General features: G+C 41.0%; 16 protein-coding genes. 15 read left to right on the forward strand and 1 reads right to left on the reverse strand.

Annotated elements, in window-relative coordinates:
• The first annotated feature begins 2 nt into the window (after positions 1–2).
• From BLW49_RS23690 to BLW49_RS23745, 13 genes are all read left to right on the forward strand, one after another.
• Positions 3–566 carry a hypothetical protein gene (locus tag BLW49_RS23690; protein ID WP_090727284.1) on the forward strand — a complete coding sequence of 188 codons (564 nt, stop codon included), beginning with the start codon at positions 3–5 and terminating at the stop codon, positions 564–566.
• Between the two features lie 257 nt (positions 567–823).
• Positions 824–1,537, forward strand: coding sequence for a RadC family protein (radC, locus tag BLW49_RS23695; RefSeq protein ID WP_090727285.1), 714 nt, complete (start codon positions 824–826; stop codon positions 1,535–1,537).
• A 131-nt stretch (positions 1,538–1,668) separates the two neighbouring features.
• Positions 1,669–2,049: a DUF6573 family protein gene (locus tag BLW49_RS23700; RefSeq protein ID WP_090727286.1), complete on the forward strand. Its 381-nt coding sequence runs from the start codon at positions 1,669–1,671 to the stop codon at positions 2,047–2,049.
• Between the two features lie 140 nt (positions 2,050–2,189).
• Complete coding sequence (locus tag BLW49_RS23705; RefSeq protein ID WP_090727288.1) at positions 2,190–2,669, forward strand: BC1872 family protein; 480 nt, start codon at positions 2,190–2,192, stop codon at positions 2,667–2,669.
• A 10-nt stretch (positions 2,670–2,679) separates the two neighbouring features.
• Positions 2,680–3,807, forward strand: a complete 1,128-nt coding sequence (locus BLW49_RS23710) for a hypothetical protein (RefSeq protein ID WP_090727289.1) — start codon at positions 2,680–2,682, stop codon at positions 3,805–3,807.
• A gap of 59 nt (positions 3,808–3,866) precedes the next feature.
• Entirely contained in the window at positions 3,867–4,991 is a 1,125-nt protein-coding gene (locus tag BLW49_RS23715) for a hypothetical protein (protein WP_090727290.1), read from the forward strand.
• Positions 4,954–5,124, forward strand: coding sequence for a hypothetical protein (locus BLW49_RS28935; RefSeq protein WP_175537566.1), 171 nt, complete (start codon positions 4,954–4,956; stop codon positions 5,122–5,124). Before BLW49_RS23715 ends, BLW49_RS28935 begins: the two co-directional genes overlap by 38 nt.
• Positions 5,125–5,705: 581 nt before the next feature.
• Positions 5,706–6,386 (forward strand): XF1762 family protein, encoded by a 681-nt coding sequence (locus BLW49_RS23720; RefSeq protein ID WP_256209926.1) that lies wholly within the window; start codon positions 5,706–5,708, stop codon positions 6,384–6,386.
• Between the two features lie 20 nt (positions 6,387–6,406).
• On the forward strand, positions 6,407–7,294 hold the full coding sequence (locus BLW49_RS23725) for a DUF6884 domain-containing protein (RefSeq protein ID WP_143042154.1): 888 nt from the start codon (positions 6,407–6,409) through the stop codon (positions 7,292–7,294).
• A 29-nt stretch (positions 7,295–7,323) separates the two neighbouring features.
• Positions 7,324–8,088, forward strand: a complete 765-nt coding sequence (locus BLW49_RS23730) for a hypothetical protein (RefSeq protein ID WP_143042155.1) — start codon at positions 7,324–7,326, stop codon at positions 8,086–8,088.
• A gap of 228 nt (positions 8,089–8,316) precedes the next feature.
• Positions 8,317–9,144, forward strand: a complete 828-nt coding sequence (locus BLW49_RS23735) for a DNA adenine methylase (protein ID WP_090727296.1) — start codon at positions 8,317–8,319, stop codon at positions 9,142–9,144.
• A 105-nt stretch (positions 9,145–9,249) separates the two neighbouring features.
• Positions 9,250–10,866 (forward strand): DNA cytosine methyltransferase, encoded by a 1,617-nt coding sequence (locus BLW49_RS23740; RefSeq protein WP_256209927.1) that lies wholly within the window; start codon positions 9,250–9,252, stop codon positions 10,864–10,866.
• Between the two features lie 182 nt (positions 10,867–11,048).
• Entirely contained in the window at positions 11,049–11,657 is a 609-nt protein-coding gene (locus BLW49_RS23745; RefSeq protein ID WP_090727300.1) for a hypothetical protein, read from the forward strand.
• Between the two features lie 95 nt (positions 11,658–11,752).
• Here the strand turns inward: BLW49_RS23745 and BLW49_RS23750 are convergent, their stop codons facing one another.
• Positions 11,753–13,063, reverse strand: coding sequence for a hypothetical protein (locus BLW49_RS23750; RefSeq protein ID WP_090727301.1), 1,311 nt, complete (start codon positions 13,061–13,063; stop codon positions 11,753–11,755).
• Between the two features lie 328 nt (positions 13,064–13,391).
• Between BLW49_RS23750 and BLW49_RS23755 the strand changes: the two genes are divergently transcribed.
• Positions 13,392–13,679, forward strand: coding sequence for a hypothetical protein (locus tag BLW49_RS23755; protein WP_090727303.1), 288 nt, complete (start codon positions 13,392–13,394; stop codon positions 13,677–13,679).
• 17 nt (positions 13,680–13,696) lie between these two features.
• Entirely contained in the window at positions 13,697–15,568 is a 1,872-nt protein-coding gene (locus tag BLW49_RS23760) for a phosphoadenosine phosphosulfate reductase domain-containing protein (protein WP_090727304.1), read from the forward strand.
• The last annotated feature ends 12 nt before the right edge of the window (positions 15,569–15,580 follow it).

The raw sequence follows: 15,580 nt of genomic DNA on the forward strand, positions 1-15,580 counted from the left end.
TTATGCAGCTACTAAGTATTGCATTTAAGTGGCATGCAGAAGCACCTATCGATGCTGTTCTCCCCATTTTAAAGCTTGCAGGATTCACACCAAGTAAGAAAAATATTTGGTACCGTTCCGTCGGTTTACACAAGCTTGAAATTGAAGCGCGTGTGCGAATGAATAATCCAGAGAGGTCTTATTTCTGGATTCGGTGGGTAAGCGCTAAGGGAGTCGTTGATAAGGGTCCATTGGAACGTCTGTTGAATGATTGGTTTTTTACAGTCAACAGCCACGTCAACATAACGGTCAACTGGCTTCAGGTCAAAGTAGATACCAATGACTTTAAGCCTCCGTTATTTGGCTACAAGGAAAATGTCCCTACAATTTGGGTCAAGGCGGAAAAGCAGATCCGATTATCTTTCTATCCAATCCTAGGTCACTATCATTTTGAGGCTAGGAACAGCGATATTCGGCTACCCATTCCACATAATCGTTTTTCACTATGGATCGATGAGCTTAAGCATAATTTGCTTGGACATCAGCGTCCAGATGATCAAATCACTTTTGACCTGAACGTAGGATAAAGAGAAGCATTTTGGGAACGCTTAGCTGCGTTACCCGCCGGAGGCAATAAATAAAAACTCAATTAATGTGAGGAGGGAGCCCCTCTGCCGCAACAATGGTGAGGGCTCTTGTCCTCAGTTGCGGTAAGGGCAGATATATATGAATAACAAAGTAAACCTTATGAGACTTCAACGGATTTATAACCGCAGGAAGCAGCTAAAAAAGTATACCGTCATTGGAAAACTTTTGTCACGCTAATAAGGGAGGAGTAATAGAAATGTCGTATTCGGTCTTAAACCAATCCGCTGTTAAAGAAGCCAGAAGCGTCTATTTTCATAGTTGTGACGTAAGTCGGCTCTCAGTTAAGGATTTACTGATAGTTATCCTTGAGCCGATCGTGAAAAGCCGATCCATCTCTGCTGTAGTAGATGATATCCTGCAGAATGGGCTGCCATATCTCGGAACCTTATCCGAGTTTGAATTATCGGTTCTTTTCGATCTGAACGAGAAACAGAGTTTCCAGTTGATGTCGATCTTTGAGTTGGCAAAGCGCATGAATACTTCTGTTGCTACTGAAGAGGTCATCATTCGATCTCCTGTAGATGCGAGATATGCCGTTCAAGATCTTAAATATTTGGATCGTGAACATTTCGTTACCCTTTATCTTAACACTAAGAACCGAGTGATTGGTCGTGAGACGGTATCTATCGGATCTTTGAATGCAACTTTAGTACATCCAAGAGAAGTATTTAAAGGGGCAATTCGAAAAGGTGCAGCGAGTGTTATTTTCGCTCATAACCATCCAAGTGGTAATCCTGAACCTAGCATAGAGGACATCAGCCTTACTGAAAGAATGGTGGAAGCCGGCGTAATCATAGGTATTGATGTACTGGACCATATAATCATTGGTGAAGATAAATATTACAGCATGAAGGAGAAAGGCAGACTTCCTATTCTTAAAGAAGCAAGCAATAAAGGAAGTATTGTTTGATGGAAGAGTCTTAAGAGATCCCGATTTAAGGCGGATCAGCTCTTTTCTTACATAAAAAGGGAGGGGCTTAATCGCTCTTCCCTTTTTTCCATCATAAATAAATTAAATACAATAATTGGAGGATTTAAAAAATGAGTATATTCGAAAATGCAAAAGTGATTGATACGTATTCCCGTGCCAATGCGTTAGCTGATGGATTTCTAGTTGATGTGAGCCATCTTGCTAAAGAGGTAGGTATAAAGTATCCAGTTCATATGAAACGAAATGTTTGGGATTCAATGATTGTTCCTGATCAAACCGCTATTAATAACGGCGAGAGCGAGAAAGGGAGACTTTGGGATTGCTTGTGGATGTTTCGCATAGCAATATCCAACCAAAATGGATCGATCGTACATTTTAAATTCATAGCCACTTTTGATGGAGTTGATAGATATGTATCAGTTAAAGCAATTTGTGGTCCCGGGGATAACCTGGAACCGGTAATTACTATTCTTTTTCCTGATGAGGATTGACTGATATTAAAGACATGTGAAGTGGAAGCCTACCATTCCTTAGGGAATATAAACTATGAGCTAGGATGAACTTTGCTCGTTAAAAGGAGGGAGACCTGCGATTGCTGGAGGACTCCCTCCAGCAATTTTAAGGGCAAATAATGATTAATCATTCAAAAGATGAAGTATTAACTCAATTAACAGCGGATAAATTGCGGCAAGCACGGCTAAATCTTGAGCCATTGCTAAGAAGATGGAGCAAGCTGTCTCCAGATGACCAGGATCGCTACATTGCAACAGAAATTATGGGATGGACCATTGGCAGGGGGAAACACGTCGGCTGTTATGTTTATGAGGAAAAGGTAGTACCCTTTGAAGAATTTCAGCCATCAGTTTGCCTGAGAACTGCTTATAACTTATTTGAGTCCTTTCTTATTCCTGATCAAATATCGATTCAACCATGCGGATCCGCATCAGGTTTGTTTTGGATGGTTTATTTTAAAGATGCTTACATCGGTGTAGGCAAAACACTACAGCAGGCACTGTGTAATGCTTGTATTGTAATTAAGCATGCTGCAGCATCTTTAGACAAGGAACCGGTACAACGGTTTTTTTATCCCGTTAACCGTGTTCTTCCATAGGAGGTGCATCATGTCCACGATACATTTCACACAGAAAGCAGAAGTAAAAGAGCGGCAGTTCTTCCGAAAATACGGAAGACCCGGCTACAAAATATATACGGTTACAGGAAAAGAAAATACAATTGAGCGTGTAACTGAGAAATACGTGTATATTAAGACATCCAGTGGAAACAAAGCGAATCGCATTCCTAGAGTTTTATTAATAAAGGCTCTAGCCATTCTCTTCCACCGTAGAGTGATTACTTTAAAGGAATTGATGCGGATTCAGAAATTCTCCAGCGCTATGGCTGCGCTTATCCGGATCATTATGGTCGATATATGCAAGGTGCGTCGCACACCAACCGGCGTACGCCTCTCCCTTAAAGGATTACGTTACATTTTTTCAGGTATCAGTAAGGGAAAGCAGGACGTGAGGATAGTAAAAAGTAATGGTGGGTTATTCGTCTTGATCAATTATTTAACTGTGCGATCAGACACGGCAGCCACATGGAAGCAAAACCTTCGAGAGCTTGGATTTGATTATAAATGTGTCCTGCTTGATCCTGGGGAGAAAACCCTTCATGAAGCAAAAAAGAAGGGGAAAATATTAAAGCCGATTGATATTGATGAATATGCCAGCTTCGTAAAGCAGCACAGGGATATCATCTATCAATACTTGACAATAGATAAAATTGCAGACCCCGAAACTACAAAATCAAACACCCTTTATTTGGAGCAGGTTGTTGGACATAAGCCTATCCCGGTATACCATGTGCAAAATTCGCTCGAGGTCCTGCAGGATTATGTTGATCAAGGATATGAGGTAATAGCCATTGGGGGATCGGTCTTTGTTGGACCTAAAAGACGTGTGCAGCTGTTTGATGAGATTTTTAAACGGTTTAATGATACAGCTAACTTTCATGCTCTTGGCCTGGGATCCACTGAACTCCTGCTCAGATATCCATGGTTTTCAGCGGATGCTTCGTCCTGGCTAAATGGCCGCATTTTTAGAAACTTGTTGTCATTTCAAGGAACTGTCAGGGTGCCTGCTTGGATGAATTCGAGAGATGCACTAGGGTTTAATGTCCGGATGCTTTCTAGCTTGGAGGATCGCTATACCGATATTCAAATCAATATAGATTTATTGCCACCTAGCTAACCTCCCGCTAAAATAAAGTGGACAAGCATTCGTAAAATAAAAGAATGAGTGGTGACAAGATGTCGCACGAGGACACAAAATTTAATTATCACAGTTTTATTGGGGATTTAAAATCAACCTTTGATCCGATCCTGCGAGAATCGAGAACACAAGACCCGCAAGATTGGATAAAGGTAGCTTTCCTTGGGCCGGTAAAATCATTTAGGAGTATATTAAAAACCGCTAGTACGCTTGGAAAAATCGGGTGGAGCACACTCCCAGTTATTGGTCCAATCCTAGTCATTGTCGGAGGAGTAATTAGTTCCGCACCGATATGGCTCATCACTGTTCTTATACTAGTCGTAGTATTAGGAGTATATGGTCTACTTGTTTTTTTACATACAGGTAAAATGGCCACAATGGGAAATCCTCATTTTCATGTAGGAGCATTTAAAGCTAAGAGACCGTCAGAATATAAACTATGGAAACCTTTTCTGGAGAAAAACGGCCCTACATTCGAAGGTCTTTATCACTTTATTACTCCGATCCTTAACCCGAACAACGGAGCTGACCTGAATAAGGTTATTGATTACGCCAGATGGCATGTTGAATCTATGCAGTCTGAAAAGGATCAATATAGAGATACACGTGATTACCTGCAGAAGGAAGTTATAAGATACGAAAAAGCCGTTGGATACTTGGTAGATTTGGTTAAAGATATTAATAAGTCGCTGTATAGGTATGTAAATGATTGTATGAATTACTATGAGTTAGACTTTGTTAGTGCATATACAATCTATCGTGTCGAAGATGGCCAGATCCGTAAATTGCATGATAAAGGTACAACTGGTGCAAGCCCAGATGTCATCCCACTCACCGAAGACAATGCTAGAAAATATGCCGCGGTATATGTTGCGATGTTACCCGAAGAGGAAGATGGGCTTTCGTATAATAATCCTTTCCCAGGCCGAACAGTAACTGCTTATAGAATGAAAGTATACGGGGAAACATGGATTTGGAGCTTCCATTTCGATGATTCAAACGGTAAAGCATTGAGTCTAACTCTATCAAATGATACTATAGAGATACGAGATATATATCGTCTCGTACATGCGTTTTGTCTTTTACTACAAAAGCAGGAGAATGTAGACAAGGAGGGAATCCCAGATGGTATTGCCGAAAGCCAAAGAGCCAAAGAAAATTAATTTTGTATCTCAGAGAGAAATTGTAGAAAAAAACCGCATCCATCGCGAGGAAGTTTTACGGGTTCTCGATGAAATAAAAGCTGCCCAGCAAGAAGCTGCGGCTTCGAATGAATCAAAACCTTCTTATAAATAACAATAATCTGACCCTAGCCTATGCTAGGGTCTCTTTTATTTGGGAGTTTGGAAAGGGGGAGGAAGGTGCACTCCTTTCATCTTTTATTTTCATAGATTGAATAACTTTTAGTAGGTCGGAAACACTGATTGCTAGAGAACTTACAGGTGGTGATCAGTGACCATGCAAAATCGAAAAGTTATCCCTTTCAATATGAAACCTAAAAAGGTAAAGTTTAAGTCACAGGACGAGATTACGAAAGAAAATCAGAAGAAAAGAGAAGAAATGATAAAAAGGCTAGATGAGAAAAAGAAGCAATGATTGCTTGAGGAAAAGAATTGATTCAAAAATAGAAAAAAGTAAGGTGTAATATGTAATCGTTACTATTGCATAGCTTTACTTTCAGCTTTTCGTTACTATATAATTAGCATATTGTTTAATAACATTCTTATTTTTCTTGCCGTCAATTTCGGCGAGGATGGGTCATGCAGCTTCAGCTGTTTTATAAATATTTGTGCTTTTAAGGAGACGCTAAGGTGTACGGGAGACGTACGCTTTTTTTGCGTCTCCTTTTTTTGTGCAAAAAAGGAGGAATGAGGATTATGGTCTCTGCAGGTCCCATAACTGATCAGTTCTATTGGGTGTTCGCGAACAATGAGTTAGAGCGATACATCGTGCTATCAGTTGAGGAATTGGGAAGCTCTCATTCACTGCGCTGGGAGATGATGAACGAAGGATTCCATGTATTATGGGACTCTTCTCGTAGTCGTAAACAAGCAATCCGGTATATGGAGCTTTACTATCCCGATTATAAAAAGTTTGAGTCCGTTCCTGTGCCAGTGACTTTTAGGGAAGCATGCGACTTTGTAAACAAGCATCATCGTCATCATCCTGCCCCGCAGGGTATGAAGTTTGCACTCGGTCTCAGTAATGGAAGGGAATTAATTGGAGTCTTGATAGCCGGTCGGCCTGTGTCTCGCTTAAGAGATAACAGAAAGACAATTGAAGTTACCCGCTTATGCGTCCACAGTGCTTATAAAAATGCATGCAGTAAGTTATATGCATCGGCTGCACGTATAGCAAAAGAGATGGGCTATCAAATGCTCATTACCTATACGTTGGAGGAGGAAGATGGAGGCTCACTTCGAGGGGTAGGATTTCAATTTATTGGAGTGACTCCAGGAGGAAGCTGGCATAGCAAATCCCGCAGCCGGCAAGACCGACATCCAATGGGACCAAAAAGGGCTTGGAGCCTGAATCTATCGTCGAGCCAGGAGGAATAAAGAAACAAGGAGTGTTTGTTGTGAATCGTATTGCATTGATTACAGAGTCATCTACCCGGCAAGATAGTCCAATGCCTGCTTATCGATTCTACCAAGGATCCCGCAGCCGTTGGGTAAACAACATCATTCGTTACATGGAGGTACGTAATTTTTCGGAGGACAACATCTTCTTTCTTAGTGTATTTGGGCAGCGGATCATTGGGTACCAGGAGATTATTGACCCGTACCCTGTTCGAAAATGGCACCCACGAAAGGATGAATGTACTGCTTTTGCAGAAAAGGTATTGGCTTTTATTCAACAAATTCACCCGCTTCCCTTCGTAGAAATCCATACCGGTAAGACCATATCAGACCCCTTAAAACGTCTGTTTGACGAAAAGGGAATCGAATACCGAGTATACGGTGACGGAGTTCCTCTTGGAGCAAAGCCTACATGGTACGCGGAGTTAATTGAGAACGAGCTTACCCAAATCCGACTGAAAGAGATTGAAAGAGAAAAGATGGTCGTATCTTCGTTAATTCAATTCCAGTCGCCACAAGAGGCAAGCCATTTAATCGATCAATTCGAAAATAAGGCACACCTATACGGAATTGAAGCCAACATAGAAGAGCTTAAAAAATTACTTGGCAGCTACCGCCAAAAGAAAAAGGACGCGAAAAAGGCATATGAAGCATTCAACAACGTAATGGAGAAAGAAGATATTGCAGGGGAATTTAATAAGTTCCTGCTGAATGTTCAATCCCTTGCTGAACTTCATGGACATGCTCATTTTGAAGAAATAAAGAGCAGATTCGGTCAGAGTGTAGCAAAGCTTAGGTTGTACTTGATCAAGCATAACTACGCTTTAATGGCCGAATACAGCATCTTTGCTGCACTGCAGCGTATGCAGATAGCGCTTCTTAAATGATGAGTAGATAAAAAGACATAGGAAAGAGAGTGATAGATGTGATCAAGTGTAATTCTGATATTTCTCTAACAGAGCTGAACTGCGAGTGTGAAGGGGCAAAAAACTGCCCAATATGTAACGAAAAAGGTACTGTAACGGTTTTGGACTTTTCAGAAGCCTCTCTGTATTGGCATGAAATGCTGGAGAATTTCGTTTATCGTCTAGAAGCTGATTATCAGTATTCCAACTTTGTCACGGATATTTATCGCATCCAGGATAAGTTGTTTGTAACTTACTTAGGCGGGGAATTTAAAGAATCGCAATCTTTCTGGTTTGATATTCAATTTCTCAATACATTAGAGCTGAATCTGAATGATCCATTACAGCTTGAGACGGTTACCCTTGATGAAATTCATGATTGGTCCACTGAGGTTTACAATACCATTATGTTAATCGATTACGAGGGAACACTTGCTGGATATGGGAATCTAGATTGTAACGAGAAAGAGGAGAAGGGCACAGTGAGAGAAATAGATTTGAGTACTCAAGTCATTATCTCAGTAAAAATGTTTCAGGATGTTATTCAGCAGATCACTCCATATATGGGTCCTACTGCAGTAGAACGAGCAGCTGCAGACTTTCAAATTTGGACGAATATTCCCTATTCTGAATATGTTATGCGTACTGAAGCAGGAGAAGATGCTGAGGAGATTCTTGGGGAAGATTTTGCTGGTTCAACCTTGTATTTCGAGACAGCTGTTATTGAGGCGTCACCGAATACAAATGAAAAAGAGTACTTAGTAATAAAGGAGTAAAAGAAATGACAAATAAAAGTAGGCAACTCCATACTCTCTAAACTCAGGTGTGAATGAAGGAACGGATTTATTTCCGTTATGCGGTTCATTGTAGCCCCCTTCTGCGAGCTCCCTATTGGGATAAGTAGCACTTACGTTTCTCTAATCGAGGATCCGTAAGAGGACAGATAGAGTCCTGCCTATTTCCGAATCGATACAACCGATTTCGGATAATAGGAGAGATGGAAGATGGCACTGAAAAACAATGTTGTACAGACGGGTCTACGATACTTCGGAGGTAAGGCAAAACTTGCGCATTCAATTATTCCTTACCTACCTGACCATCATTGCTGGGTTGATTTATTCGGCGGGGCTGCCAATATGACGATTGCCCGTGAGCCCAGTAAAGTTGAGGTGTTTAATGATAAAGACGGAGATCTTATCAATTTTTATATGATGCTGCGGCAGCAAAAGGAGCAACTGATAGAAGACCTAGCCTCTTTGCCAACGAGCCGTTTTTTATATGAGACCTGGCTTCGTGAAGAAATGCCGGAGGACCCATATGAACGCGCCGTTCGATACTTCTATCTGCTCAGACAAAGCATCATTCCTATGCCTAATCAACCGAGCGGCTGGCGTGCTGGAAAAGTAAAGAATTGCGCTTCAGATTACCAGTCATCGATACTCAAGTTGGACTCTTTTGAGAAACGCTTCCGCAATGTCATGATTGAATGCTTAGACTACCGAGAAATCATAATACGTTATGATGGACCAGATGTGTTCTTTTTTATCGATCCTCCTTATGTTGGCCGTGAGAACTGCTACAAAGGTGGTTTCCGGCAAGAGGATCATGTGGAACTAGCTGAGATGCTTAAGCATATAGAGGGGAAGTGCCTTGTTACCTATTATGGTGACCCGCTTGTGCTTGAGCTTTATAAAGATTGGAATTACGTGACCTTAGAAGCGAAGGTTGGTTCTGTTGTGAAAGCATCAGAAGGCCAAAAACGTAGGACAGAAACCGAGTATCTGTTTATGAACTATTCACCTACTATGTCAGGACAGATTTCATTCTTCTAATAAAGAACAGCATTATAGCAGCAGATTCTAAATGCTTTTACACCCTCTGCACAGGGAAACATCAATCCTCCCTGTGCAGAAGGGAGGAGCAGGAGGAATAACATAGTGGTATTTGCAATCAAACCTGAAGTTAAGACGGAACATACGGTAGCTCATCTATTTGGCGGAGCAGGCGGCGGCTCTCTTGGTTTCGCTCAGGCACGAGCAGAATATATGGGATACGTCGGAAGTTTTCGAACACTATGCAGCATTGATGCTAACCCGGTTGTTTGTCAAAACTATGAGCTGATTACAGGTAGTAAGGCCGTATGTATGGATTTGTTTTCAAGAGAACAGTACATAGATTTTCACGGAGAAGAACCGCCGAATCATTGGCATGAGGCCACGCCTGGTGATCTATGGGACGCATTTGGTTGGGAAGTACCTGATGTAATTTTTACATCTCCTCCATGCAAGGGTTTTTCGGGTCTGCTGCCTGAAAAATCAGCAAAAACAAAGAAGTATCAGGCTCTCAACATGCTAACAATCCGTGGTCTAGAAATAGCGCTTAAAGCTTGTCTCGAGTACGGTGGACATCTTCCAGCGCTCATCTTGCTTGAGAATGTACCTCGCATTATGACCAGAGGAAAGCAGATTCTTGATCGAATCAAAAAGCTATTGCAGTCATTTGGCTATATTACCAGCGATAATACTCACGATTGTGGGGAGTTAGGTGGTCTGGCGGAACGGAGAAAAAGATATCTCTTAATCTCCAGACAAGAAAAGCTTGTGAAAAATTTTGTCTATCAGCCTCCACGCAGGCCGTTAAAAAAAATTGGAGATGTTATCAAAGATTTACCGTTTCCAGGTGATACAGTCGCAGCAGGACCACTTCATCGGCTTCCTAAACTTGAGTGGAAGACGTGGATGCGTCTTGCGCTGATTCCTGCCGGCGGAGATTGGAGAGATCTAAATAAGCTCGATTGGTGGAACTATAGAGTGCAACACGAGCCTAGACGAGGGGCTTGGGCAGTTGAAGATTGGAACAGTGTTTCTAGAACAATCACAGGAGGAGCTGGGCCTGGCAGGAGCAATGGAGCTTCAGCCGTATCAGATCCTCGAATGGGTCTAAACGAAGGAAGTACGCATCGTTCCATTTACCGTATGTCTCAATGGGATGAGGCTTCCCAAACGGTGACAGGCGCTGTAGGGCCGAATAATGGAGCTATTTGCGTAAATGATCCTCGTCTTAAAGAACGGAAGGGGAGACACCCTGGGGTGTATCAAGTTGTTAGACATGATGAGCCTTCTCCGTGTGTGACCGGAACTCGATTCGGTAGCGGTGCCTTGGCTTTCTCTGACCCAAGGAATGCTGCACCTTCCAATGTTCTAAACGGTACAAAGGATGGAACACTTCCTGCAGATCAGGATCGAGGGGTTTACCTCATCATTGCTGAAGACGGTACTTGGCATCGTCCACTTACGACTTACGAATTAGCGATGTTGCAATCTTTCCCTGCTCATTTGCCTAATGGTATGCCTTTCCAGCTTGTTGGCTGCAGTGATGCAAAGGCTCGGGAGTATATAGGAAATGCGGTACCTCCGGAAGCAGCTAGAGCAATGGGGACAACCTTCCTTGTTGCTTTGATGGCGGCTTCTGTAGATGCTGGCTTTACGCTGAGCTATGAGGCTGTTTGGGTTCGTAATGAATCAGAGCAGCAAACTGAAGCAATCTTGCATTAAGAATGTCTGCTCTTGGAAGCTATTGTGTATAAATAGAAATATATCTCAAGAAGCCGCCAATTGGCGGCTTTTTTAAGTTGAGGTTTATTTTTAAAATTTTCATGCCGAAAAAAAGGAGAAAATAAAAAAATTAGTTATATTTAGGTTAGATAAAAAAATTTCTATATGAGGGGAAAAGATTTATGAATGCCAAGCGAGTTGTTGATACTATATTGAGGAACAACAATTTTTACAGCTATACTGTGACACTAAATAGCAAGATTAGCAGATGTAATTTCAACAGGCAGGGTAATACAGAGATACAGTTGGAATCATACGAAAGAAAAGAAGAGGAGTTAATTGTAGCAGCTCACGAAGCATCCCATGTTTTAAATTATAATGAGAACGTTACTAATCTTAAACTGCTCTTATGTCTTGAAAAATTGATGAAGTTTACGTTGCTGGGTCTACCTGTCTTCTCAGTATTTATGATAATACGAAATCTATTGATGATAGATTCAACTAATTTAATAGACTTCATATTTAACAGTTACACCTTGTTATGCTTTGCTTCTGGAACATCTTATTATCTATATTATGGTCGTGATGAAGCATTGACGGAAAAGAGGGCGTTGAAAGAATTGGAGAAGGGTATTTTCCCATTAATAGATAACGAACTAAAATTTTTAATTGTAAACGAGAATAAAACAAGGATAGTAACTTGGGTTTATAAAAAGGTATTCCTTTTACTTATTGGACTTATTCTGCTGTTACTTTTTTTAAGATTCCTTCCTGAACTACTTATCATCTAAATTGCTTCACCTAGAAAACTGATCATAAAAAGACAGACGATTATATAAAATCGTCTGTCTATACCCCTAGTAAGAGTCAAGAACTTTCTTCTTCATCAATCGAGTTCGTTCCCATAATAACATGTGACACCTAAATCATTACAATGCATTTTGAATAATTTTAGACGTGCTCCTCCGTCAGCTTTTAACTCTTCTGATACTCGGGATTTAAATGTACCTGAAGATTTAAGATTAGACAATAATGCATTGATATGTTCAACTAATTTTTGATCTAGATCGACATGTTTTAAGTAGATCGGAAGTAATTGCTCTTGACCGTACCAAAAGTAATAATTCAAACCTGCATTGCTCTGGTTCAAGAGGTAATCTCTATAAGTCGCAAAATACCCAGAACTCTGAAGGAGAGCAACAAATTCTTGTGACAAATCATTCCCTACCCAACGTAGCGTTCCTTGATCGATCCATTTTTTCCAAAATTCTGTCAACTCAATTTTTGGAATCTTTTGATTCAATATTAACCAGTTTGTCATCTCATATAGGCTTTCCACTCTATCTTCATACAGATTAACTGATGGGATAATAACATTCCAAATCTTGCGTAAAGTGGAATCATCGTCACTGTAGTATCGAATCAATTTGGGATATGCAAAAATGAAACCCTCTAGTTTCCCCCATTCTTCCCTAAGGTAGCTTAACAAATGTCCCCTTACAGTTTCATCATTTTCTAGAAGAGAAATCCAGAATTTCTTGTGGTAATCCTGGGATTGGGATCTCATCGGCACCACATTAAATAGTTTCGAAAAAAGTGTCTTAATTTCATCTACATGAACAACATTTGGGAGAAGTTGAAGTAACTCTGTAAAGTCAGATGTCGGGTCATTTTCTGATGGGTCAAAATGAGTTTTAACTAGCTGTGTAAAACCTTCTATCCCACCATTAACCATAAATTTTCCTGAATGATTCTGGATGAACAGCCATAAGCTCTCCACATGCGGATAACTGATAATATCTTTTCCATGTGCACAATCATTTCGCTTCTCTCTAAAATATATAGCGTCATTTTTTACAGTCTTAGGAATTAAAAAAATGGTTTTCTCATTTGCTTCATTCTTCTCACTTCTTTTTCCTATTAAACTATTAACTTGATAATCCCATTGTTCAGGCTTTCGTAAATTAGATTGGATACTTTCCCAACTTGCTTTTTCCGGTAAAAGCTCAGGATTTGGCTGACCAGATAATAAAAGACGTTCTCTAACTATAGTAATGAACCCTAGATAGGATAGTATAAAAGCCCCTCTGATTGCAGAGGCCTTATAACAGATTATTGCTTCATCGAAAATTTCCTTGGCCGCAGCTGGAATCGTTTGATGCTGTTTCTCAATCCATAACTCAAAATCTATTTTCATTCCCTGAAAAGCTCCCTTCAAGTCTTGTAGTTACAACCAGATTTATATACAGATAATATCGGTATTTAATCATTATCAATGAACAGTATGAGGGTCTTGTTTCTTCAATGAAGATCTACTAATTATTTACAACACTTTTGTCTCACCTTATAATAAGACTATTAAGATTATTTATATTTTTCTTTGCCGCTAATTTTCGGTAAAGATGGTGAACGCTTCTTTTAAGCTAATAAATATTGGATTGAAATAGGAAGGCTATAAAGCATACGCACTATACGTATGTCTTTGTACGCCTTCTTTTTTTATGTCCAACTAGGAGGAGATAGAGATGAGCAATTTGGAAACCGTGTTTGAAGACGACGGAATGAAGATGCTTAGAGTCTACAGAGCTGGGCAACTGATACTCTGTTTACCTGAAGTAAATCGAATTGCGGCATTAGAAAATCAGATTAATACGGAAACTTTCGATACGATCGAGGAAGTAGTGGCGTTTATCGAAAGTAGCGAGCAGCGTTGTAGCAGATCTTACTCACTGCATCTGATCTTGAGAGCATATGAGTTCGTTAACGAACACTACATCAAGCTTTATTACTACATTCATTCTTCAGGATGTTAGTAGAGGGGGATATAAACATGGAAACTTATGAATTAGTCGAAAACACAACAAAAATTGGGATTCAAAATCGGCTGAAGGACTATAATTCTGTGATCTTAGATACCTGGGATTACCTTGAAGCTGCTGGTTTTTCATTTCATGGGGTCGTTCGAGACTGGACTGCAATTTTTGAGAAGGGTGTATACTTTGCAATCCATCATTTCGTTAAAGATCAACCAGATTTGGATTGTATAGCACCTGATAGCGGCTTTTCATGGAAGGATATATTTCAAGGCGATTCTGTCTCAGGAGCGCTTTTTTTGTTTCTGGAAAAATCAGGATTTAATTTATGGATGCCTGAACAGGCAGCTATAGACGCTTTGGTTGCTACTACAGTGACGGATGACTCTTATATGTTTGGCAGAGACATTTATCCTTCCATGAGTGATTGGAGCTACACGAGTCCAAAGCACAAATTCCAGGTCTACGGATTCCATCGATCCGGCGCTGTACTTATTGAAATTTACGCGCTCAATATTCCTCCTTATGGTGCGAGTAAAGACCCGCTACCGTTTCCAGAGGATCGCTGCCAGCCATCTTTCGATATATTTGATCTGGCAACCGGCGCTTCGCAAAAGCGTAAACAGCGAGCGATCGCGGGGGAAACTTTGGATTTCCTTGAGAAAGTAGATGATGAACTATTAGCTGTAACAAGAGCCAAGATCAAGAAGATCTATGATGAGCACTCTATCATCGGGTTATTAAATTCCGGTGGTGTTGATTCAAGGCTTACGCTGCAGCTGATGATAGAGCATGCAATAAAGAATCCCGATCCATCTAAACGAATCATGGTCATATCAGCTGATACGTTAGTGGAGAACCCAGGCGTTAAACAAATTATTCATGAGCTTCGAGATGCTTTAGGCAGGGCTTTTCCATGGATTGAGTATCACATCGTGGAACCACGAGAGGACAATACCCTGCTCGTATGCATCATCGGTAAGGGATACCAAGCCCCTTCCGTCTCCTTCAAATACTGTGTTCGTCGTCTTAAGATTGAGCCGGCGAGAGAGTTTCTTGAGGCAATGTTTTTGGCTGACGGAGCTGAAGATACGGTGCTGGTGCTTGGTTCGAGGGACAATGAGAGTGTAATGAGAAAACGCAGCCTATCGAAGCACTTTGGTGAGGACTTCTACGGTCATCATCCTGTAGGCAATATTCGTACAGCCTCACCTATTCGAGATTGGACGAAGCAGGAAGTCGTCACGTATCTAGCGTTTAACCGGGGACCATGGAAAAAGGGAGCTCGTAATACTGAGCTTCTAGCCTTTTATGGGAATGCAGCCGGTAGTGAGTGTCCTCTTGGTGCTGCCGTTGTTAATGACAATGAGGCCATGATGCAGTGCGGTAAGTCGGCAAGAATGGGCTGTTACCTATGCACCATATCTCAAGACAAGAGTATGGGAAATCTGATCTCCACTCATCCGGAGTACGAAAAATACTACAAATTCCGTAGAATCCTTAAAGCGATCGGTCAAGATATTCGATATGGAGGTATCACTGGGGTTCAAAGGATAGGTAAGTCTAAAATCGGAAGTGGTATCGGAGATCTAACGATAGATTGTCGAACACATCTCCTGCAGGCGATGGCCAGACTCGATATTGAGTGGCGCAAGAGTGAGATTATCACCGCGTACCAAATGGTATTAGAACGAGAAATGGTGGAGGGATTCCCAGTAACCGAGAGGTTCCGTGATGCAATATTTCAGTTGATCGCTGTATCTGGTTCTATGAAGAATTTCTTTGGTCACTCTGTATTCGATCCATACGGAACAGGAGTTGACCAGGTTACAGAGGAAGACAACGAAGCTATAAAGAGAGTACTTGAAAAGAGAAGAAATATGATCTGATGGGTACATGTA

Source organism: Paenibacillus sp. PDC88, from assembly GCF_900106725.1.
In the GTDB taxonomy this organism is placed as follows: Bacteria; Bacillota; Bacilli; order Paenibacillales; family Paenibacillaceae; genus Paenibacillus; species Paenibacillus shunpengii.